The following is a 20813-nucleotide window of genomic DNA, read 5'->3' on the forward strand; positions in this document are numbered from 1 at the left end:
ACCGCCATACCCGGACGCATGCCGTGCTGCAAGTCGGCACGCAAACGCCAGTCGGCTCCCGCCACCACCATTCCGGATCGCTCTATTTCCGCAACGCGTCCCGTCAGGAAATTACGAAACCCCAGCAAACGTGCCGCCCTCATAGTGGCGGGCCGCGCAAACACTGCACGGGGAGGCCCCTCCTGCACAACGCGCCCATCCAGCAATACGGCCATATGATCGGCAAGCATCGCCAGGTGTGGATCATGACTCACGGCCAGCACCGGCACCCCAAAGTCGTGGACCTCACGGATGAGTTCGTCCAGAATTTCATCGCGGGTGGCCATGTCCAGCGCCGAGGTGGGCTCATCCAGCAGCAGCAATTCAGGACGCCGGGCCAAAGCGCGGGCGAGCGCCACCCGCTGGCGTTGCCCGCCGGAAAGCGCCGCCGGATAGCGCTCCGCCAAATCGGCAAGCCCCACGCGCGTTAGCAAATTCATCGCCTGCGCGCGGCGACCTGCGCCCCTGGGCAGCGGAAAGGCGACATTTTCCCAAGCCCGCAGGTGCGGGAAAAGCGCATAGCCTTGCGGCAAATAGCCGATGGGCCGCCGCTCGGCAGCAAGCCCGGCGAAAGGATGCCCACGCGCTGGAATCAGGCCAGCGATGGCCTTCAACAGCAAAGTCTTGCCCTCTCCGGAAAGGCCGAGGAGAACGGTGAAATCCCGCACTTGCATCTGAACGTCCAGCACGACCGGCTTTTCTAACTGATAGCGAATGTCCATGGGCTTAGCACGGCACCATCAAAACATCCCCTGCCGACGCGAGCGCAGCCCCAGCCACAACGGTAAAGGCACCGCGACCAAAAAGAAAACCCAGAGCAGGGGGTAAACCGCACTCAATCCGATATCCTGCAGATTGACCCAAAGCTTCACCGGAATTCCCTGCGGGAAATACGCCACAATGAGCACGATACCAAACTCTCCCATAGCGCGCACCCAGGCCAGCGCCACCCCGGCCGTCAGCCCCAGACGTGCCAGAGGCAACGTCACCAGCCAGAAAGTCTGCCAGCGGTTGCGCCCCAGGGTACGGCTGATCTGCTCCAGCTCTTCAGACACCCCCTCGAAGGCCGCCCGCGCTGCCAGCACATAGTAGGGCATGGCCCCGTAGATCTGTGCCAGCACAAAGGCTGGTGCGGTATTGGTCAGATAGAGCCCCGCCTGACGGAACAAACCACCCACCGGCGCATAAGGCCCGTAAAAGGAGCTCAGCAAAATACCCATAGCCAGAGGCGGAGTCAGCAGCGGCAGCAACAGCAAGGCATCCACCAGCCATTTGCCGCGATAATGACAATGCGCCAGCCACCAGGCGAGTGGCGTCCCCGCCAGCACCACCAGCATAAGCGCCAGACCGCTATAAAACAGGGAAACCCGGATAGCACCGAGATCACCGGGAGCAAACTGAAAATCATGCCAGTCCGTGGCAAAAACCAGTGCCGCAAAAGGCGCCAGCAAAAAAACCAGAACAGCGGCCGCCGTAAGCGTCGCCAGCCAGCGTGCGGGTGGCTGGCGTGACGCGACAATGGCCAGAGTCGCCGCATCACTCAAATGACGTTCCCATTTGGCCCGCCATGGGCAGCCTGGCGAACACCGGGACCATACACGGTGCCATAAACAACACGCTCCGCATCCATAGTCCCATCGTTGTTCTCCATTGGATATTGCCAAGATCGATTTATATCGGTGACTACGAAAAGGGTCAAGCGAACTCAGGCATCGTGCCAGACAAAATCTCCCTTGGGGCATTTTTATGCTAAGCTTGTAACGTCATACATCAAAGCGGGACGCCGACCCGCAAGCTTTTGAAGAGTTACAGATGACAAAGGGCGTAAAGACCATGCACTGGACCATTCTCATCAGATCCCATCCGGACGCCGGCGGCAATCCCGTTCTCCAAGGCCTGCGCATGGCGGCGGCAGCCGTCGCCGATGAGATCGTGGTCAGTGTATTTCTGGCTGAAGGGGCCGCATCACTCGCACTCCATTCGGAAGATCTGGGAGCGCGGCGACGTGTCCACCACGACCTCATCGCGGAGGTTCAAGAATTAGGAGCCGAAATTCACGTGATCGGCCTCGAATGGCTGCACACGGTTGAAAATCGGGTCTTGATTCCCGGTATTAAAGTAGCGAGCATGAAAACCCTCGTTCGCCAGATGAAACTCTCTGATCAGGTCATCACGCTCTAAAATATGGCCGCCATATACGCCATGGGCGACCTGCAGGGTTGCTATGCACCCTTTAGCGCTCTGCTGGAGCAAATTGGCTTTACACCGCAAACAGACCAGCTCTGGCTGGCGGGCGACCTCGTCAATCGGGGGCCGGACAGCCACGCCGTCATCAAGCGACTTTACACCTGGCGCGACCGCGTGCGGATCGTCCTCGGCAATCATGATTTCTACGCACTCGCGCGTTGGGCGGGCATCACTCCGGCAAAAAAAAGTGACACCCTCGCCCTCTTGCTAGCCGACCCCCAGGTAGACGAACGGATGGAATGGTTACGCAGCAGCCCGTTGCTGCATACCGATCCGCAACTGGGGTGGACCATGGTCCACGCCGCCATTCATCCCGACTGGGACATGGCAACAGCGCGAGGCCATGCCGATGCCGTCGAAAATGCCCTGCATGGTCTTCACTGGCGGCGCTTCATGCGCTCCCTTTGGGCGGCGCCGGCACCCAACCGCTGGCAGGATTGCCGTAACGAGGATGAGGCACAGCGTTTCCGGGTCGCCGTATTCACCCGAGCCCGCTACGTGACCGCCAAAGGCTTTTTTAGCTGGCCCAACACGCCGCCCAAGGACGTTGCCCATGAGTTTGCGCCCTGGCACCAGCGGTTTTTTGAAAAGCAGACTTCTGGCGCCATCATCTGCGGTCACTGGGCCACCCAAGGTCTGCTGGTGCAGCCACGCCTGTTGGCGTTGGACAGCGGCTGCGTCTGGGGCCGCCAACTCAGTGTCGCACGCATCGATGGTACAGAACCCGTGATTTATCAGACATCCTGCCCGATGTTTGCGCAACCCGGTAACGGATAAAATTGGTATCCATCCTAGAAATACTCCGCCATACCTTCGGCTATGATGCCTTCCGGGCACCACAGGAAGAGGTGATCCAGACCCTGATGGCGGCCAAAGATGCGCTGGTGCTCATGCCCACCGGAGGCGGCAAATCCTTATGCTATCAGATTCCCGCCATCGCCCGGGCAGGGGTCGGCGTGGTGGTTTCTCCGTTAATAGCGCTCATGGAAGATCAGGTCGATGCCCTGCGTCAGGCAGGTGTAGCGGCTGCCGCCCTGAACTCCAGCGCCAGTCCCGCAGAAGCGCGCGCCACCGAAGAAGCACTGCTGCAAGGGGCCATTGATCTGCTTTATATCGCCCCGGAGCGCTTACTACAGGAGCGCACCCTCGCCCTGCTGCAAAGAAGTACCGTCAATCTTTTCGCCATCGATGAAGCCCACTGCGTCTCCCAATGGGGCCACGACTTTCGCCCGGAATACCTGCAGCTTCGGGTGCTGCATGAGCGCTTTCCCCTGGTGCCGCGGATCGCCCTTACCGCTACCGCCGACTCGAAAACCCGCCAGGAAATCATCGAGCGACTGGCGTTGCAGAAGGCCGCCGTCTTTATCCGCTCCTTCGATCGCCCCAATATCCGTTACCACATCCACAGCGGCAGTCAGGGCGCACGCAACGCCTTGCTGCGCTTCATCCGCGACCGCCACGCGGGAGAGGCTGGCATCGTTTACTGCTTGTCCCGCAAACGCGTCGAAGAAGTGGCCGAATGGCTGCAAGGCGAGGGACTCGGCGCCCTGCCTTACCACGCCGGCCTGAGCGCCGACGAGCGGCGCCGCAACCAGCAACATTTTCAGCGGGATGAAGGGGTAATCATGGTGGCCACCATCGCCTTCGGTATGGGTATCGACAAACCCAACGTCCGGTTCGTCGCCCATCTGAATCTGCCCAAGAGCATTGAGGCCTATTATCAGGAAACAGGCCGCGCCGGACGCGACGGACTGCCCGCCGAGGCCTGGATGCACTATGGCCTGCAGGATGTGGTGCAGTTACGGCAAATGATTCAGCAATCGGAAGCCGACCTGCCACGCAAGCAGATGGAAGGGCACAAACTGGACGCCATGCTCGCCCTTTGCGAAACCACCGACTGCCGACGTCAGACCCTGCTCGGCTACTTTAGCGAGCACCTCGCCCTGCCCTGTGGCAATTGCGATAATTGTCTGCAACCCCCTGCCACCTGGGACGCCACCGTCGCCGCCCAGAAAGCCCTTTCTGCCGTCCATCGGACCGGTCAGCGCTTCGGGGTGCAATATCTGGTCGACGTGCTTCTGGCTCGCGAAAACCCGCGCATCCAGCAATGGGGCCATCACCAGTTGACCGTCTACGGCATTGGCAAAGAACTCTCCGCCAACGCCTGGCGAGCCCTTTTTCGCCATCTCTTACTGCGTGGATTGGTGGAAGTCGATGCCGAAGGTCACGGTGGCCTGCGCCTCAGCCCGAGCAGTCGCCCGCTCCTGCGCGGTGAGGAAAAGCTGACGCTGCGTCAGCATGAAAGCACAACACCCAAGCAGCGCGACAAGCGCCCGGAAGTCGCACTCCAGGATGCCGATCTTTGGGAAGCCCTGCGCCAGCATCGCCGCGAACTGGCCCTGGCACAGGGCGTGCCTCCTTACGTCATTTTCCACGACGCGACCCTCATGGAAATGCTGCAACGGCGTCCCCGCGACCTGGGGGGGCTGGCCACCATCCCCGGCATCGGCGAGCGCAAATTGGCGGCTTACGGGGAGTCCTTCCTGAAGATACTGCATCGCGGTACGCGTCCATGAATCGCCCCCCGCAGGACCTGCATACAGACGACAGCTTGCCCTCCAGCCCGGCAAGTCTCATCATAGAGCGCTAGCCAAGGATCATCCCATGAACGCACAGAGCTTCGCTGTCACCGTCGAAAATACACTCAATGCTCTGCAGAATCGGATAGAAGTGAGCGCCCCCGAGGTAGAGAGCGATCTCGTGGACAGCGTACTCACTTTACTCCTGCCCGATGATAGTCAGATCATCATCAATCGCCAGGAAGCGGTGCAACAAGTCTGGCTGGCTTGCAGCGATGGTCCGGCGCGTTTCGCGCGGCAAGATGGCAGATGGCGGAATAGCCAGACTGGAGAGTCCCTGGAGGACGCCGTCAGCCGCCTGCTGAGCCTACGTCTCGACCATCCCGTAGCATTGGATTGACAGCATGGCCTACTGGTTAATGAAGACCGAACCGGACGCCTTCTCCTTGCAGGACCTACAGCAGCGCGGGCAAGAACCCTGGGACGGCATCCGCAATTATCAGGCCCGCAACTTCCTGCGCAGCATGCAGATAGGTGACGGGGTCTTCATTTATCACTCGCGCGTGCCCGTCCCCGGCATCGTCGGAACCGCTGAAGTGGTCAGCACCGCGCATCCTGACCCCACCCAGTTCGATCCGCAGAGCAACCATTACGACCCGGCGTCCAGCCCCCACCAACCGCGCTGGGACCTGGTAGATGTGGCTTACCGCCAGACTTTTGCGCATCACGTTACGCTGGACCGCCTGCGTACCATGCCGGAGTTTTCAGACAGCCCACTCATCCGCAAAGGTAATCGCCTGTCTATCTTGCCGATCACGGTCGGACAGTGGCATCACGTCCTGCAGTGGGCCGGATAAACCGACGCGTGCCTGAAAACACGACCGGACCGACGCTCTACCACCGCTGGTCCTCCGTGGAGGGTCAGATGCTGCGCATGGCCCTTGGCGCCAAAGGCCTGCACTGGAACGATCATCCCTGCGCCCTGCGCGATCAGGAAACCGCTTTTGATCTGGGTTTTGCCGATCTGCCGGTGCTGGTTCATGCAGATGGTCAGGCCCAGCAGGGGAAACTCGCTGAACTGGCCGCCCTGGATGCACGCTATCCGAACACCCCGACGCTGCACACCAGCATTCCAGCATCCGAATGGGAGGCTTTTGTGCGGTGGCGTGCGGGGCTGACCGCACTCGGTGATCGTCTTATTGCCTCGGTCCTGCCCGCCTATGAAGAAATCCGCAACGATCCCGAAGATATGGCGTTTTACCGGCAGGAATGCGAACGCCGTTTTCAGCAGTCCATGGAATCCCTCGCCAATGATCGCTATGGCGCCTATCAGCAACTGGAAAACCGTGGACGTCTACGTGAACTCGGCAAAGTGCTCGCCAAACAGCGCTATTACACCGGCACCCTGTCGCTGATCGATATCGTCCTAACGGCCGACTTTCACCTGTTGCGCCTACTCGACGGCGTGACCATACCCATCGATTTGCAATATTATTTTCAACGTGTCGCCGAAGCGTGTGGTGTCTCCCTCAACGACGGCATACCCCACTCTCTCTAAGCCCGGAGTCCACCATGACCTATCAAGAACTTGTACAATTTCTCAATCAGCATCTGGGATATCCCTTCCTCGAAGATATGACCCCGGAAGCCGCACTCCGTGCGGCACAGGAAGACAAACTCGACGACGCGCTGACCGCTGAAGTGCTCAACGCCCTCTATCAGGGCAACCAGTGCCAATCGGCCAACGACCCGGTGGATCGCGCCCACAGTTTTGATGGTCTTGCCCGCTTACGTCTGCGTACCCAAGCGGATGACGCGGATCCGCTCCTCTTCCGCAAAGTGCTCAAACTCTCACAGGAACTCGACAATGCATTTGATCAGGAACTGATTCGCCAGCGCAACGCCGCATTCAAGTGAAACGATGCAAAAGCCCGGCGACCACCGCAAAGAACACGATAGGTAAGACAGTAGCGGCTAAAGGGGGTATTCCGCCTGAGACACTGATATATCCCGACATCTCCGTAAGGAAATGAAATCCCAGCCCCAACACCAGCCCCGCCATAATCCGCGCGGCCAGCCCGCCGCCACGCGGATTACGTGTCACAAAAGGTACCGCCAACAAAATCATCACCAGGCCCACCCATGGATAACTCACCCTGCGCCAGAAGGCGAGGGCAACGCGGTTCATATTCAGCGCACCGCTCTGCAAATCCCGATAACTTTGCCACAGGGTCAGCAACGTCATGGTTCGCGTCGGATGCGCAAAGCTACGCAAGGTGTCCGGAAGAAGTGGTACTGACCAGGGCATCTCCGCAACGCGGGTCACCCGTATCTGATCAGGCGTAATGGCGAAAATCTGGACATTGCGCAAGCTCCAGTGCCCCGCTTTGAATACCGCCGCGCTGGCCGTTGTCATGGCATCCACCCCCACCATGCCCTGGTGTACCCAGGCGATATGCAGATTCTGCAAAATCTTCCCGCCATCACCCACGGCACCAATCTGGATGATCTGTGCACCATAGCGCAACCAGAGCCCCTGCGTCCCCATATTGTGGAATCCCGCACCTGGCTCATCGGCATTGGCCCACATGGCCTCGGCAGCCGGTGAGGTGACTGGTATTACCCATTCCCCCAGAGCGAACATAAGGCCAGCACCCAACACTCCGACCAGTAACAGCGGCTGCTCCAGACGCCAGACCGACCACCCCAACATGCGTAAGGCGATCACCTCGGAATGTCCGCTCAGGATACTCATCCAGACCAGCGCACCGAGCAGTAACGCCAGGGGAATCAAATCATAAGCCACGTCTGGCAACTGCAAAGCGGTGTAGGAAAGCAGCCGCGTCATAGACCAGACTCCGTGCCCCGGTCCAGAGGATTTGGCAACCAGTTGAGCGATGTAAACCAGCGCCAGAAGCATAATCAGCACGAGGCTGCTATACAGCAGCATGCCACGAAACAGCAACCGGTCGGCACGCTTCATGACGCGCGCGCCCCCGGCCAGGCGGGTAAAATCGGCAGATCGCGACTGCGTCTGAGAAAGGTGTACATGGCCACCACCAAAATCAGCAGGGGCACCCAAAATAATCCGGGGAAAATTGGCATCTCGCCACTCATCATGTGCTCTTTGAGATAAATCACGATGTTATTGATGGCCAACAAAAACAGTATGCCTACCAGCATGCCCGCCGCCCGCCCACCGCCACGTGGCTCGCTATAGGCCAGCGGGATAGCCAGCAAAGCCAATAGCGGCAGCGCCAGCGGCCAGAGCAGGCGCCACTCCAACTCGGTTACCGCGAAGCGCATCTCGGGACCCCGCAGGTGACGTCCAAGCTGAGAGAGAGACGCGCTCCCCCAGCTGACACCACCCGGCTGGGCGGCACTCGTGACCGGGCTGCCCAGCAACACCCGATAGTGCGCGAAGGAAAGAACCTTGAACCCGTTTTGCCCCGGCCGTCCCAGATAGCGTTGGCCATCCACCAGCACCAGGGTCAGAACGCCATCCCGACCGGGTTTGATCTCCCCATAAGCCGCCGTCGCCAGGTCCAGTTGATTACCCTGGACAATAGACAAAAATATCTCACGGAAGCGGTGGCTGTTTTTACCCACGGCTTGCCCCACATAAATAACCCGGTCGCCGGGTAAATTCGTGAAACTGCCAGGCTGCAGCATGGCCTCGGCCGCGGCATTGGCCAGGCGCGCGGAGTCGGATTGTAACTGACGCTGCGCACCGGGTGCCCAGGAAAGAGACAACATCAGTTCCAGGCAAAAGACGCCTGCCGCCACTACCGCAACAGGCGGCAACAGTCCCGACAATCCGGTGCCGGTACTGCGAATGGCCACCATCTCATTGGAACGATAGAGGTTGCTGAACACCAGATAAACCGCGAAGAAAAAGGCCAGCGGCAATACCATGACCAACAGCGTAGGCACCGCCAACCCCAGTAATTGCAGCACAATCGATAACGGCAACTGGCCAGAAGCGACTTGCTTCAACAACTGGGTCACCTGGCCGATAGCCAGGATGGCAAGCACCACCAGGCAGGTCAGCAGAAAAGAGGTCGTGATATTCCGCACGAGCTGCATATGGATGCGCGTCAAGCGGACAATCCCTGAGGATTACTCGCAAGACTTGATTCCCGGTGCCATTGGGGCTTATTTTCCATCTCTTAACGTCATCTTGAATTCCTCGCCTACAGATTATCAGGAGAACCGCCGTGGAGATAGCCGTACAGTGCCGGAACCCAGTCACCGACAACAACGATTGTGTGGTCGTCGGGGTGTATGAAGGCGGCATACTGAACCCCGCTGCCATGCTGATTGATCTGACCAGTGGCGGCGCCCTCCAGGCCCTCCTCGATACCGGCGATTTCAGCGGGGCCTGTGGCGAAACACAGATGCTCTATCAGGTTCCGAAAATTGCCACTGCACGGGTGCTTGTCCTCGGCCTCGGTACCCACGGCAAAATCAAGGATAGTCAATTTCGCAAAGCCGCACTCGCTGCCGCAAGCGCTTTGCAAACTGCCCGCATCAGCCGCGTCAGCTTACATCTGCTGGATACCCCTGTGGTCCATCGCTCCGCATCGACACTCGCTAAAATTCTGGTGCAGGCGATGGCCGAGGCCGATTACCACTTTGACCAGCATAAAAAGCCCGCAGACAAGCCACAACGAGCCTTTGACACCCTGCAACTCATCGTTCCCGAAGACAACGTTACCGAACTGGCGGAAGTTCAAAGCGCCGCGGCGCAAGCCCACGCGACGGCACGGGCCGTCGCGTGGGCCAAGGATCTAGCCAACGAGCCGGGAAATGTTTGTACCCCTGCCTGGCTCGCCGAGCAAGCGGAGGCCATGGCCCAGAGCCTGGGCATCAAAAGCACCATCCTCGGTCCGGACGCCATGGAAGATCTGGGAATGCATTTGCTCCTCGGCGTCGCCCACGGATCCCGGCAGCCCCCCCGGCTGATCATTCTTGAATATTACGGCGGCGCCAAGGATCAGGCGCCTATCGTCCTGGTCGGCAAGGGTCTCACCTTTGACGCGGGCGGCATCTCCCTGAAGCCCGCCGATAAAATGGATGAGATGAAATATGACATGTGCGGCGGAGCCTCAGCCCTGGCGGCTATTCAGGCGGCGGCGGAACTCAAACTCCCGCTGAACGTCATTACCGTGGTACCCGCTTCGGAGAATCTGCCCGACGGACAGGCGACCAAGCCCGGTGACATCCATAAGAGCATGAAAGGCCTGAGCGTGGAAATTATCAACACCGATGCCGAGGGACGGCTGATCCTCGCCGATGCCTTAACCTATGTTGAGCGTTTCAAACCGGACGTGGTGATCGACATGGCCACCCTTACCGGTGCCTGCATCATCGCTCTGGGGCATCAAACCGCGGCCGTGCTCGGCAATCACGAAGGACTCGTCCATGCGCTAATCGCTGCCGGCAAAGAAAGTATGGATAGAGCCTGGGAGCTACCACTTTTCGATGAATACCAGGAGCAGTTGAAGAGCCCTTTTGCGGACCTCTCCAATGTCGGCGGTCGACCCGCAGGAACCATCACTGCCGCCTGCTTTCTCTCGCGCTTCACCGAAAACTATCATTGGGCGCATCTCGATATCGCCGGGGTGGCGTGGAAGAGCGGTGAGAATAAAGGGGCGACGGGCCGTCCGGTGCCATTGTTGGTAGAGTATTTGCTGCGACGAGCGCGGCAGGTGGCCTGAGAGGAGCACCGTTTGCCCATCGCCTCGTTTTATACGTTGCCGCCGACGCTGCTCACCCCGCACGAGCAGCAACGCGGTATGTGCCGGGTGATTGCAAAAGTCTGGCAGGTCATGGGAGAAGCAGATATCCTGTGCCCGGATAGGGAGACGGGGCAGATCATGGATGATCTTCTCTGGACCTTCCAGGCTGGCGCCTTTGTGCCCCATGTCCGGGGTGCGGGAGAATCGATACGCATCCATGATGGCGGCGTCTGGCCCCTGCAGAGCAAGGCGTTAGTGCTCTGCGGACTGGACGAATTGCCGACACCGGTCCCCGCATGCGAGCGGCTTATCGACTTCATCCCTGTCGCCGAGCAGACTCGCGACCTTGCCAGAGAACGCTACAAACGATTAAAGAACGCGGGATTCACCATGCAGGTGCATCCCCTGGAAGTCTGACTGGAGGCACACCCATGGCAAACATACCGAGACGTAAAGAACCCGTCCTTGAAGAGCAATTGGATGCCGGTGATGAAGCGCCTTTATTGCTCACCCATCTTTTGCGTGAGGGGCTGCCGCCACAACTTTGGCGGTATCTGGACGATGAAACACCGACGGCGCGCGTTGACTACGCACAGACAGACCCGAGCAGGCTGGCTACCGCAACGGTAGCGCCAAGCCCCACGGTCAACGAAGATGTTGAAGAACATACGCCCATACCTGAGGTGGCAGCAATACAAGCGCGCGCCACGGATACGGTCGCGCCAGCGATTCCGACACCGCCCGCAGATCTCGACTTTCTCAAAAATTTCGAGTCGTTGCTTTTCCAGGAAATTGAACGACGCATTATCAATGAGGTAGAAAACCTGGTGACACAGCATCTGCAAACCGCCTGGAAAGAGCAGGTCAACCTGACTATCATGCGAGCCCTTGCGCTGGAGGGCATCAAGTTGCGTGAAAGCCTGGCTGGAGACATTCGTAAATCGCTTCCGGAAATACTGCGGCGTGTCCTGCACGAAGGTCTGGACCAGATCAACGCCTCGGAAATTGAGTAATAACGCCCTATCATGACTGACACTCTGGATCGCCCCTTCGCCCCCGCCGAAATCGAAACCCAGTGCTACACGCGCTGGGAAGCCCATGGTCTGTTCCAGCCGGAAGGCGACGGCACACCCTACTGCATCATGCTGCCACCGCCCAACGTCACCGGCACCCTGCACATGGGGCACGCTTTCCAGGATACGCTCATGGATATCCTCACCCGCGTCCACCGGATGCGCGGCGAGCGCACCCTCTGGCAGCCGGGTACCGACCATGCGGGTATCGCCACCCAAATGTTGGTGGAACGACAACTGGTACAGGAAGGCGGTGACCGCCAGCAGATGGGCCGCAGTGCCTTTCTGGAGCGGGTCTGGCAATGGCGGCACGAATCGGGCGGGCATATCACCCGGCAGATGCGGCGGCTGGGCACCTCCTGCGACTGGTCGCGGGAGCGTTTTACGCTGGATAACGGCCTCTCCCATGCCGTCACCGAGGCCTTTGTCCGCCTGCATGACAAGGGCCTGATTTACCGCGGCAAGCGACTGGTGAACTGGGACCCGGTCCTGCGCACCGCAGTCTCTGATCTGGAAGTCATCAGTGAAGAAGAGCAAGGCTTCCTTTGGCACATCCGTTATCCCCTCAGCGACGGCAGTGGTTCCCTCGTGGTGGCCACCACCCGTCCGGAAACGCTGCTGGGCGACGTGGCGGTGGCGGTACATCCCGAAGATCCGCGCTATGCCGCTCTCATTGGCAAGACGTTGCGCCTGCCGGTCATGGACCGCGAAATTCCCATCATCGGCGATGCTTATGTCGATCCGGAATTCGGTTCCGGCTGCGTGAAAATCACCCCGGCCCACGACTTCAACGATTATCAGGTGGGACAGCGACACGGCCTGGCCCTGCTCAATGTCTTTACCCCCGATGCCCGTATTCGCGACTCACTGGAGGTCTTTGGCGACAACATCGTTGCCGGAAACATCCCCGAAGCCTTACGCGGCCTGGACCGCTACGCGGCCCGCAAGCAGATTCTCGCCCTGCTGGAGGCGGAAAATCTGCTGGAACGCACGGATGAGCACAAGCTCATGGTACCGCGCGGCGACCGCTCCCAGGCCGTCATCGAGCCTTACCTGACGGATCAATGGTATGTGAAGGTCGCGCCACTGGCCGAACCGGCCATCCGCGCGGTGGAAGAAGGTCGCATCCGCTTCGTGCCCGAAAACTGGAACAAAACTTACTTCGACTGGATGCATCGCATTGAAGACTGGTGCATCTCCCGCCAACTCTGGTGGGGACACCAGATTCCCGCCTGGTACGGTCCCGACGGCAAAATCTTCGTCGCCCGCCATGAAGAAGAAGCGCAAATGGAAGCCGCGCGCCATTACGGCATGCCGGTGGTCCTGGAACGCGATCCAGACGTGCTCGACACCTGGTTCAGTTCGGCGCTGTGGCCCTTCACCACCCTTGGCTGGCCGGAAAAAACACCGGACCTTGCCCTGTTCTACCCCACCAGTGTACTGGTCACCGGCTTCGACATCATTTTCTTCTGGGTGGCGCGGATGATCATGCTGGGCCTGTGCTTTATGGACGACGTGCCCTTCCATGAAGTCTATGTTCACGGCCTGGTGCGCGATGCCGAGGGCCAGAAGATGAGCAAGTCCAAAGGTAACGTCCTCGATCCCATCGACCTCATCGACGGCATCGGCCTGGAGGATCTCGTCGTCAAGCGCACGCGTGGCCTCATGCAACCGCAGATGGCGGCCAAGATCGAAAAGGCGACCCGCAAGGAGTTCGCCGATGGCATTCCGGCCTTTGGCACCGACGCTCTGCGCTTCACCTTTGCGGCCTTGGCCACCCAGGGGCGTGACATCAGGTTTGACCTGAAACGGGTGGAAGGGAATCGCAACTTCTGCAACAAGCTCTGGAACGCCTCGCGTTTTGCCCTGATGCAGATACAAAATCAGACTGATCTGGAAGGCGAGCGCGAATTATTGGCACCGGAACGCTGGATTATCGGCCGCCTGCAGCACTGCGAAGCGGCGGTTAACAGCGCCATCGACCAGTATCGCTTCGCTGATGCCGCCCATACGCTATACCAGTTTTTCTGGAATGACTACTGCGACTGGTATATCGAGCTGACCAAACCGATCCTGCGTGAAGGCAGCCCGTTTACCCTGGCGCAGCAGTGCGGCACCCGCAATACCCTGCTGCGGGTGCTGGAGGCTGGCCTGCGTCTGATGCACCCGGTGATGCCCTTCCTCACCGAGGAACTCTGGCAACGGATAGCCCCGATGATCGGCAAGGCGGGCGACAGCATTGCCCTCGCCCCCTATCCGGTGGCCGACCTCTCCCGTATCGACGCCCAGGCGGATGGCGATACGGAATGGCTGATTGCCGTCATCCGCGCCATCCGCTCGGTGCGTGGCGAGATGGATATCGCGCCCAGCAAGGCGCTGCCGCTGCTGCTGCAGGGAGGCGATGCCGGCGACCGCCAGCGTGCCGAACAATATGCGCCCTGGCTCTTCGCTCTCGGTCGCCTCGCCAGCCTGGAATGGCTGGGCAGCGAAGCAGAAGCACCACCCGCCGCCCTGCAACTGGTCGGCGATCTACGCGTCCTCGTCCCCCTCGCGGGGGTCATTGACGTGGCTGCCGAACGTGCGCGTCTGGCCAAAGAGCGGCAGCGTCTGGAACAGGATCATGCCAAGGCCACGGCCAAGCTGGCCCAGGAAAGCTTCCGCAGCCGCGCGCCCGCCGAAATCGTCGCCATGGAGGAGGAGCGCCTGCACGAAATAGATGCCGCCCTGCTGCAACTCGGTGAACAGGCACAGCGATTGGAGCATTTGTGACCGGGTGCCGGGACCGGCATGGCTAAACGTCGGCTTTATCCGCTGGAGCCTTTATTCGGGCGTATCCTGTCACCCTTCGAGCAGTTTCTGCGGCGGGCGACGGCGGGCGGCATCGTCCTCATCGCCGCCACGATCCTGACCCTGGCGATCAGCAACTCCGTCTGGCATGTGCCATACCACGCCTTTTGGGAAGAGCACTTGGGACTGCATTGGGGTGGCTGGACGCTGGATCAAAGCCTCCATCACTGGATCAATGATGGCCTGATGGCGGTATTCTTTTTTGTCGTCGGGCTGGAGCTGAAACGGGAATTTCTGGTGGGGGAACTCTCCTCCCTGGCCGATGCCGCCCTGCCCATCATTGCGGCCCTGGGGGGCATGATTGCCCCGGCGCTTATCTATCACCAGTTCAATCCCGGTGGCCCCGCTGCGGGAGGCTGGGGTATTCCGATGGCGACGGATATTGCCTTCGCCATCGGTATCCTGGTACTGCTGGCCTGGCGCATTCCCCGTAACCTGATTATTTTCCTCACCGCGCTGGCCATTGCCGACGATCTCGGCGCAGTGCTCGTCATTGCCATTTATTACACACCGGCACTCAACGTGGCCGCCTTGATCGTCGCCGGAATTTTATTCCTCATACTGATTCTTCTCAATCAGGGCGGCATCCGTAATCCCCTGCCTTATCTGCTGGTAGGACTGCCCTTTTGGTATTTCGTCATGCTGTCGGGGGTGCATGCCACGGTCGCCGGGATATTGCTGGCCTTCACCATACCGGCCCGCGGCCGCATCCGGCCTGACGAACTGGCCGACGTCCTGAGTGCCCGCGGGCAAAATCTGCGTGATGCCATCATCCACAGCAAGCGCCTTGACCCTCTGGTGAATGGCCAGCTCGCCGGCATCATCCAGAGCTTGCAACACAGCAGTTCCGCAGCCATCGCGCCGCAACAGCGTCTCGAACACGTGGTTCAGCCCTGGGTCACCTTCGGGGTTATCCCCATTTTTGCCCTGGCCAACGCGGGCATCAACTTCGCGCAGGTATCCACCGGAATGCTGTTCAGTACGGTCACCCTGGGTACCTGTCTGGGCCTGGTGCTGGGCAAATTTATCGGGATCAGTCTCGGTAGCTGGATTGCGGTGCGCCTCAAAATCGCGCGTCTGCCCCACGGCGTACAATGGCGGCACCTGCTCGGCGCCGCCTGGCTGGGCGGCGTCGGCTTCACCATGTCCTTATTCATCAGCCAACTGGCCTTTACCGCCCCTAATCTGCAAGAGGAAGCCAAGCTGGGCATTCTCCTCGCTTCCCTGATCGCCGCCATTATCGGTCTGACCTGGCTCTTCTGGGTCGACCGCAACGAGGTTCCTGCATGATTCCTGCTGACTTATCACTTTCGGTACAACAGGCCCTCGCCGAAGACATCGGCAGCGGTGACCTGACGGCGGCGCTGATCCCCGCCGCCACCCAACTTCGCGCCCAGATCCTCAGCCGTGAGGCGGGTATCCTCTGCGGACAGGGCTATGCCGAAACCACCTTTGCGGCACTTTCGTCGACTATCCAAATGCACTGGCAAATCGCCGAGGGTGCCAGCGTTGCCCCCGATCAAATCCTCTGCATTCTGGAGGGTCCGGCGCGCGCACTGCTTTCCGGCGAGCGCACGGCGCTGAATTTTCTACAGACTCTGTCCGGCACCGCGACCCAGGTCCGTGCCTATGTCGATGCCCTGAGCGGCCATAAAACGCGCCTCCTGGATACCCGCAAGACCATCCCCGGCCTGCGCCAAGCCCAGAAGTATGCGGTCCGGATCGGTGGCGGTCACAATCACCGTCTAGGGCTCTACGACGGCATTCTCATCAAGGAAAACCATATCGCCGCCTGCGGGAGCATCACTGCGGCACTCCAGGCGGCGCGGCAGATTGCCCCGGCACTAACCCGCATAGAGGTCGAAGTGGAAAATCTGCTGCAGTTGGAAGAAGCGCTAACGGCTGGCACCGATATGGTGCTGCTCGACAACTTCCCCCTGGAAGATCTGCGCCATGCCGTGCAGCGGGTCGCCGGGCGCCTGCCCCTGGAAGCTTCCGGGAATATAGGCGTGCATAATATCGCTGCGGTGGCGGCCACCGGGGTGGATTTCATTTCCGTCGGTAGTCTCACCCGGAATCTGCGCAGCCTGGATTTGTCGCTGCGCTATCTCTGAACGTTTTTCCATTCAAGCCCTTGCCACCGCATCCAGGCCGCGCAGCATCTCGTCCGCTCCGCCTCCGTCGGCACTTCCCGGTTCTGGCTGCGGATCCGGCTTGCCAAGATGAAAAACCGAATTTCTTGACAAGATACCGATTGGTCGGTATTTTTTTCACATGATGACACAATCCATACGAAAAACCCGTAACCCGGAGCAGACGCGCAGCGATCTGCTGAGGGCCGCCTACACCGAGATTCTGGAATCCGGCTTTCAGGCCGCCAGCCTGGAACGCATCCTTGCCAACACCTCGGTAAGCAAAGGCGCTCTTTACCATCACTTCAGCACCAAGCGCGACCTCGGTCTTGCCGTGATCGAAGAAGTTATCGCGCCACAACTGGCGACGCGCTGGTTCGCGCCTTTTACCGAGCACGATGACCCCTTAGCCAGCCTCCAGCGTATTCTCGAAGAAAAAATCAAGATGGCTGACGAATCAGTGATCCGCTATGGCTGTCCCCTCAACAATCTGATTCAGGAGATGAGTCCTCTCGATGAAGGATTCCGCCACGGCCTGCAACAGATTCTGGATCGCTGGGTCGAGGTCATGGCCTCAGCCCTGGCCGATGGGCAACTTGCCCGCAAGGTGCGGGCCGATGTCGAACCGGAAGAAGTGGCGCTCTTCATTGTTGCCGCGATTGAAGGCTGCGTCGGCCTGGGTAAGAATGCCCAATCTGTCGAAGCCTATCAGCGATGCCTGCGCCAGCTACAACTTTATGTCAAATCACTGGCCGCCTGACCGCTGCCCAGTATCAGGCCGCGGATACACGCCATTTTAAAGAGGAAATATAAACATCATGTCGCAGATTAGCTCTGAATGGATTCAACTGGAAAACGGCCCACGGGCCTGGTATGCCCGCCCCGGCACTGCGGGTCCACACCCGGCCATAGTCGTGTTCATCGAAGCCTTTGGCGTCAACCAGCACTTTCAGGATGTCGCTGAGCGTCTTGCCCGGGCGGGGTTTTGTGCCATCGTGCCCGACCTTTATCATGGTAAAACTTATGAATATTCCGATTTCGACAGGGCCATCGGCCATCTCAAAACGCTCAATGATGAGCTCGCCATGGCGGAAGCCGGCCTCGCTATTCAGGCACTACATCAGCGTAGCGAAGTGCGCAAGGACGCGATCGGCGCACTCGGCTTCTGCATGGGTGGGCGCCTCACCTTCATGGCCAATGCCATCCATGCCGATCGACTCAGTGCCGCCGTCGCCTTTTATGGCGCCGGTATCGCACCCGATCTGGACCCGGTCGGGCGCAAGCCACTGCTGCATCTGGTGCATCAAATGCGTGCACCGCTGCTGCTGCTCTATGGCGCTGAGGACCAATCCATCACGCCCGAAGAACATGGTCGTATTGCCAGTGCGCTCAGCACCGCCCATAAGCGTTATACCCTGACCGTATTCCCGGATGCACCACACGGCTTCTTTGCGGATCCCCGGGACAGTTTCCGTCCGGAAGCCGCGCAGGAAGGCTGGCGCCTGACCCTGGACCACTTCACGCATTATCTCGGAGCGTCTGCGTGAGTCAGCGGCTATTTTCTCCCTGGGCCTTGCGCAGCATCACCCTGCGTAACCGCATCTGCGTGGCACCCATGTGCCAGTACTCCACCCCCGACGGGGTAGCACGCGACTGGCACATGGTGCACCTTGGCAGCCGCGCTGTAGGTGGCGCTGGCCTGGTCATGGTCGAAGCGGCGTCCATCAGTCCGGAAGGCCGCATTTCTCCCCGCGACCTCGGTATCTGGACGGATGGACAGGCGCAGGCACTGGCCCCCATCGTCGCCTTCATGAAGGCGCAGGGGGCGGTCACCGCCATCCAGATCGCCCATGCGGGACGCAAGGCGTCCACCCAACCGCCCTTCCTCGGTGGCAACTCCATTGCGCCCGATGCCGAGGGCGGCTGGGAGCCTCTGGGGCCCAGCGCCCTGTCCTTCAGCCCCAGCCACACCCTGCCCCACGCCATGGACGATCAAGACCTGGAGAAAGCGCGCCAGGACTTCGTAGCCGCAGCCCGGCGCGCACTGGCAGCGGGATTCGAGGTTCTGGAACTGCACATGGCCCACGGCTACCTGCTGCACAGCTTTCTTTCCCCCATCAGCAACCAGCGCAGCGATCAATACGGTGGCAGTCTGGAAAACCGCATGCGCCTGCCGCTGGAAATCACCGCTGCCGTGCGCGCCGTCTGGCCCGAACACCTGCCCCTCTGGGTACGTATTTCGGCCACCGACTGGGTACGCGGCGGCTGGGATCTGGAGCAGTCCATCTCCCTCAGCAACGCATTAAAGGTGCGCGGCGTGGACGTCATCGACTGCAGCAGCGGTGGCATGACGCCGGATGCGGTCATTCCCGCCGGTCCCGGCTTCCAGACACCCTTCGCCAGCGCCATCCGGCGGAAGGTGGGCATCCCCACCGTCGCCGTCGGCCTCATCACCGAGGCCATGCAGGCGGAACACATTCTGCTTACCGAACAGGCTGATGCGGTGGCTTTGGCCCGGGAGCTTCTGCGCAATCCCTACTGGCCCCTGCATGCCGCACAGGAACTGGGCGTAGACCTCACCTGGCCCGTACAGTACGATCGCGCCAAGCCACGCCCTTAACACGCTGAGATCAATCAGGGCGGTGAGCCCTCCTCCTCCAACAGTTTCTGCAACTGTGCCAGCGTCGCCCGCCGCAAAGGCCTACCATCCACGGGTGATGCAGGGCTGCGCCGATCTTCGTCCAGCTCAAAGAGGATCAGACGTAAGTCTGCACCAGCGTAATTCAACTTTAAGGAAGGATAGTCGCGAGCCGGCGCATCCCCATAATGAAGTCGCTGCCAGGTCTCTTCATAGGCGACCTGCTGATCCATCAGAAAAAAAATCACACTCTCCGGCGTATCGACAAAAAGATGGAGCGTAATGGCCGCGTGGCGCGTCGCGGTTCCGCTCAATACCGGTCCGATCAAACGCGGCTGGAACTCCGCAAGCCAGTGCATGGATTGCGCCGCCTGCTCGCGGAGCCGACGCAACTCCGCACTATGCGCCGCGCCATGAAAAAGCTGTAGACGAGACTGGAGTTCTGCTTCGATCTCCGCATTACTTGGCCAACCCTGCTGGGCGTCGCCGCCGGCGCCCAGGCGACGCGCCGCTTTTTCCTTGGCTGCCCGAAAGTCGGACACCCCCTCGTCGGCCATAATCCGCGCCGACTCCACCGCCAGCAAGCGCCGCAAACGGGATTGTTGCTGTAACCTGGCCATCATTACACCCCGCGGTCATTGTCTGCAAACGGTATTCCGCATAAGATAGCGCAATTGCGAGAGTGGCGGAATTGGTAGACGCACTGGATTTAGGTTCCAGCGGTTTAGGCCGTGCGAGTTCGAGTCTCGCCTTTCGCACCAATAACTTACAGAATATTCTCTCGCCTCACTTGCTTTTTCGCTCCACTTGCTTGCAAGTTAAGCAGGAGCAAATCCATGGCATCCATTCTCCCCCGCGAAGACAGAGACGGCAACCTCATCGGCTGGCAAGCTCGCGTACGCAAGAAAAGCTACTCACTCCAAGTGAAGACCTTTGACCGGAAGGTACAGGCACAAGCCTGGACCAAACAGCTTGAAGTAGAAATTGGAGCGCGGCGTCTGGCAGGACCGAAGCGAATCGGAGCAAACGCCCCTTACCGAAGCTCTGGATCGGTATGGTCGAGAGGTCTCCAGCCTGAAAAAAGCGGCCAGGTTGAGCTATACCGAATCCGTACGGTCAAAGCGAACCCCATCGGCAAGAAGTGGCCGATGGGGTTGTCCTGGATTACGACAAAGACGGCAACCTCGTCGGCATAGAGATACTGGATGCCTCGAAAAAAGGCGGCGCGGATGCCTTACGGCATATCAATGTCGCCGCCTGAACTGGCGCCACGAGGCCGTCCAGTCGACTTCTTCGAGAAGGGCTACGGCCATCATGGGGGTGCAAGAATTTTTGTGTAAATGGTCATTTGGCAGGAAACTGCCGTCCTGACCAGGTGTACGCGCTGATCCACATAAACGGTGTGTGGAATTAGATCGTCTGCGCGGCGACTGCCAAGGCCCTGGATCCGACCCAGTGGCGGGCGAACTGCCGCGCCACCCGGCCACTGCGCGAGCCGCGCTGCAAGGCCCAGCGCA

Annotated in this window: 24 protein-coding genes and 1 tRNA gene; 19 read left to right on the forward strand and 6 right to left on the reverse strand. The window is 60.0% G+C overall.

All coding sequences use genetic code 11. The features are described from left to right. A partial coding sequence (locus HF921_RS11240) for an ABC transporter ATP-binding protein (protein WP_215893830.1) occupies positions 1 to 761 on the reverse strand: 761 nt, incomplete at its 3' end. An 18-nt stretch (positions 762 to 779) separates the two neighbouring features. After that, the gene (locus HF921_RS11245; RefSeq protein WP_215861157.1) at positions 780 to 1583 is read right to left on the reverse strand and encodes an ABC transporter permease; all 804 of its coding nucleotides are present in this window, start codon (positions 1581 to 1583) and stop codon (positions 780 to 782) included. Positions 1584 to 1851: 268 nt separating this feature from the next. Between HF921_RS11245 and HF921_RS11250 the strand changes: the two genes are divergently transcribed. The 7 genes from HF921_RS11250 to HF921_RS11280 all read left to right on the forward strand — a co-directional run bounded on the left by HF921_RS11250 (position 1852) and on the right by HF921_RS11280 (position 6782). Beyond that, positions 1852 to 2220, forward strand: coding sequence for a DsrE family protein (locus HF921_RS11250; RefSeq protein ID WP_226834532.1), 369 nt, complete (start codon positions 1852 to 1854; stop codon positions 2218 to 2220). Between the two features lie 3 nt (positions 2221 to 2223). Continuing rightward, on the forward strand, positions 2224 to 3063 hold the full coding sequence (locus tag HF921_RS11255; protein ID WP_215893831.1) for a symmetrical bis(5'-nucleosyl)-tetraphosphatase: 840 nt from the start codon (positions 2224 to 2226) through the stop codon (positions 3061 to 3063). 2 nt (positions 3064 to 3065) lie between these two features. Next, complete coding sequence (recQ, locus tag HF921_RS11260; RefSeq protein WP_064219626.1) at positions 3066 to 4862, forward strand: DNA helicase RecQ; 1797 nt, start codon at positions 3066 to 3068, stop codon at positions 4860 to 4862. Positions 4863 to 4950: 88 nt separating this feature from the next. Further along, entirely contained in the window at positions 4951 to 5265 is a 315-nt protein-coding gene (cyaY, locus tag HF921_RS11265) for an iron donor protein CyaY (protein ID WP_215893832.1), read from the forward strand. Between the two features lie 4 nt (positions 5266 to 5269). After that, positions 5270 to 5722 carry an EVE domain-containing protein gene (locus HF921_RS11270; protein WP_215892404.1) on the forward strand — a complete coding sequence of 151 codons (453 nt, stop codon included), beginning with the start codon at positions 5270 to 5272 and terminating at the stop codon, positions 5720 to 5722. 8 nt (positions 5723 to 5730) lie between these two features. After that, positions 5731 to 6423, forward strand: coding sequence for a glutathione S-transferase family protein (locus HF921_RS11275; RefSeq protein WP_215892403.1), 693 nt, complete (start codon positions 5731 to 5733; stop codon positions 6421 to 6423). A 14-nt stretch (positions 6424 to 6437) separates the two neighbouring features. Next, complete coding sequence (locus HF921_RS11280; protein WP_064219630.1) at positions 6438 to 6782, forward strand: hypothetical protein; 345 nt, start codon at positions 6438 to 6440, stop codon at positions 6780 to 6782. Here the strand turns inward: HF921_RS11280 and lptG are convergent. Both lptG and lptF read right to left on the reverse strand, forming a co-directional pair. Then, entirely contained in the window at positions 6775 to 7848 is a 1074-nt protein-coding gene (gene lptG / locus HF921_RS11285) for an LPS export ABC transporter permease LptG (protein WP_064219631.1), read from the reverse strand. The two genes, HF921_RS11280 and lptG, sit on opposite strands and share 8 nt — an antisense overlap. Further along, entirely contained in the window at positions 7845 to 8966 is a 1122-nt protein-coding gene (lptF, locus tag HF921_RS11290; RefSeq protein ID WP_064219632.1) for an LPS export ABC transporter permease LptF, read from the reverse strand. Before lptF ends, lptG begins: the two co-directional genes overlap by 4 nt. A 116-nt stretch (positions 8967 to 9082) precedes the next feature. Here lptF and HF921_RS11295 point away from each other — a divergent pair, with 116 nt between their 5' ends. The 9 genes from HF921_RS11295 (at position 9083) to HF921_RS11335 (ending at position 19278) form a co-directional block, all read left to right on the forward strand. Next, on the forward strand, positions 9083 to 10585 hold the full coding sequence (locus HF921_RS11295) for a leucyl aminopeptidase (RefSeq protein ID WP_064219633.1): 1503 nt from the start codon (positions 9083 to 9085) through the stop codon (positions 10583 to 10585). Positions 10586 to 10597: 12 nt separating this feature from the next. Then, positions 10598 to 11023 carry a DNA polymerase III subunit chi gene (locus HF921_RS11300; RefSeq protein WP_064219634.1) on the forward strand — a complete coding sequence of 142 codons (426 nt, stop codon included), beginning with the start codon at positions 10598 to 10600 and terminating at the stop codon, positions 11021 to 11023. Positions 11024 to 11037: 14 nt separating this feature from the next. Further along, entirely contained in the window at positions 11038 to 11619 is a 582-nt protein-coding gene (locus tag HF921_RS11305; RefSeq protein ID WP_215892402.1) for a hypothetical protein, read from the forward strand. A 12-nt stretch (positions 11620 to 11631) separates the two neighbouring features. Then, on the forward strand, positions 11632 to 14448 hold the full coding sequence (locus tag HF921_RS11310) for a valine--tRNA ligase (RefSeq protein WP_215893833.1): 2817 nt from the start codon (positions 11632 to 11634) through the stop codon (positions 14446 to 14448). 18 nt (positions 14449 to 14466) lie between these two features. Further along, entirely contained in the window at positions 14467 to 15816 is a 1350-nt protein-coding gene (gene nhaA, locus HF921_RS11315; protein WP_215861159.1) for a Na+/H+ antiporter NhaA, read from the forward strand. Next, complete coding sequence (nadC, locus tag HF921_RS11320) at positions 15813 to 16640, forward strand: carboxylating nicotinate-nucleotide diphosphorylase (RefSeq protein ID WP_215859749.1); 828 nt, start codon at positions 15813 to 15815, stop codon at positions 16638 to 16640. Before nhaA ends, nadC begins: the two co-directional genes overlap by 4 nt. A 160-nt stretch (positions 16641 to 16800) precedes the next feature. Then, entirely contained in the window at positions 16801 to 17418 is a 618-nt protein-coding gene (locus tag HF921_RS11325) for a TetR/AcrR family transcriptional regulator (RefSeq protein ID WP_215861160.1), read from the forward strand. Between the two features lie 58 nt (positions 17419 to 17476). Further along, a complete protein-coding gene (locus HF921_RS11330) occupies positions 17477 to 18205 on the forward strand; it encodes a dienelactone hydrolase family protein (protein ID WP_215893834.1) in 729 nt (242 codons plus the stop codon). Then, positions 18202 to 19278, forward strand: coding sequence for an NADH:flavin oxidoreductase/NADH oxidase (locus HF921_RS11335; protein WP_215893835.1), 1077 nt, complete (start codon positions 18202 to 18204; stop codon positions 19276 to 19278). The genes HF921_RS11330 and HF921_RS11335 overlap by 4 nt, the downstream gene beginning before the upstream one ends. A gap of 14 nt (positions 19279 to 19292) precedes the next feature. Here the strand turns inward: HF921_RS11335 and HF921_RS11340 are convergent, their stop codons facing one another. After that, the gene (locus HF921_RS11340) at positions 19293 to 19919 is read right to left on the reverse strand and encodes a nucleotidyltransferase (protein ID WP_226834534.1); all 627 of its coding nucleotides are present in this window, start codon (positions 19917 to 19919) and stop codon (positions 19293 to 19295) included. 53 nt (positions 19920 to 19972) lie between these two features. Here HF921_RS11340 and HF921_RS11345 point away from each other — a divergent pair. The 3 genes from HF921_RS11345 to HF921_RS11355 all read left to right on the forward strand — a co-directional run bounded on the left by HF921_RS11345 (position 19973) and on the right by HF921_RS11355 (position 20557). Further along, positions 19973 to 20057, forward strand: a tRNA-Leu gene (locus HF921_RS11345). A 75-nt stretch (positions 20058 to 20132) separates the two neighbouring features. After that, positions 20133 to 20492, forward strand: coding sequence for a hypothetical protein (locus HF921_RS13450; protein WP_064219583.1), 360 nt, complete (start codon positions 20133 to 20135; stop codon positions 20490 to 20492). Continuing rightward, positions 20438 to 20557 carry a DUF2283 domain-containing protein gene (locus HF921_RS11355; RefSeq protein ID WP_231104522.1) on the forward strand — a complete coding sequence of 40 codons (120 nt, stop codon included), beginning with the start codon at positions 20438 to 20440 and terminating at the stop codon, positions 20555 to 20557. The genes HF921_RS13450 and HF921_RS11355 overlap by 55 nt, the downstream gene beginning before the upstream one ends. 149 nt (positions 20558 to 20706) lie before the next feature. Here the strand turns inward: HF921_RS11355 and HF921_RS11360 are convergent, their stop codons facing one another. Then, positions 20707 to 20802 carry an ATP-binding protein gene (locus HF921_RS11360; protein ID WP_226834540.1) on the reverse strand — a complete coding sequence of 32 codons (96 nt, stop codon included), beginning with the start codon at positions 20800 to 20802 and terminating at the stop codon, positions 20707 to 20709. Between the last annotated feature and the right edge of the window lie 11 nt (positions 20803 to 20813).

It is taken from the genome of Acidithiobacillus ferriphilus (genome assembly GCF_018854775.1).
Lineage (GTDB): Bacteria > Pseudomonadota > Gammaproteobacteria > Acidithiobacillales > Acidithiobacillaceae > Acidithiobacillus > Acidithiobacillus ferriphilus.

Coding starts and splice junctions, on each gene's coding strand:
- lptG (WP_064219631.1), bottom strand. CDS start 7,848: ATGAAGCGTGCCGACCGGTTGCTGTTTCGTGGCATGCTGCTGTATAGC.
- HF921_RS11340 (WP_226834534.1), bottom strand. CDS start 19,919: ATGATGGCCAGGTTACAGCAACAATCCCGTTTGCGGCGCTTGCTGGCG.
- HF921_RS11325 (WP_215861160.1), top strand. CDS start 16,801: ATGATGACACAATCCATACGAAAAACCCGTAACCCGGAGCAGACGCGC.
- HF921_RS11270 (WP_215892404.1), top strand. CDS start 5,270: ATGGCCTACTGGTTAATGAAGACCGAACCGGACGCCTTCTCCTTGCAG.
- cyaY (WP_215893832.1), top strand. CDS start 4,951: ATGAACGCACAGAGCTTCGCTGTCACCGTCGAAAATACACTCAATGCT.
- HF921_RS11250 (WP_226834532.1), top strand. CDS start 1,852: ATGACAAAGGGCGTAAAGACCATGCACTGGACCATTCTCATCAGATCC.
- HF921_RS11310 (WP_215893833.1), top strand. CDS start 11,632: ATGACTGACACTCTGGATCGCCCCTTCGCCCCCGCCGAAATCGAAACC.
- HF921_RS13450 (WP_064219583.1), top strand. CDS start 20,133: ATGGCATCCATTCTCCCCCGCGAAGACAGAGACGGCAACCTCATCGGC.
- nhaA (WP_215861159.1), top strand. CDS start 14,467: ATGGCTAAACGTCGGCTTTATCCGCTGGAGCCTTTATTCGGGCGTATC.
- HF921_RS11280 (WP_064219630.1), top strand. CDS start 6,438: ATGACCTATCAAGAACTTGTACAATTTCTCAATCAGCATCTGGGATAT.
- nadC (WP_215859749.1), top strand. CDS start 15,813: ATGATTCCTGCTGACTTATCACTTTCGGTACAACAGGCCCTCGCCGAA.
- HF921_RS11305 (WP_215892402.1), top strand. CDS start 11,038: ATGGCAAACATACCGAGACGTAAAGAACCCGTCCTTGAAGAGCAATTG.
- HF921_RS11255 (WP_215893831.1), top strand. CDS start 2,224: ATGGCCGCCATATACGCCATGGGCGACCTGCAGGGTTGCTATGCACCC.
- HF921_RS11330 (WP_215893834.1), top strand. CDS start 17,477: ATGTCGCAGATTAGCTCTGAATGGATTCAACTGGAAAACGGCCCACGG.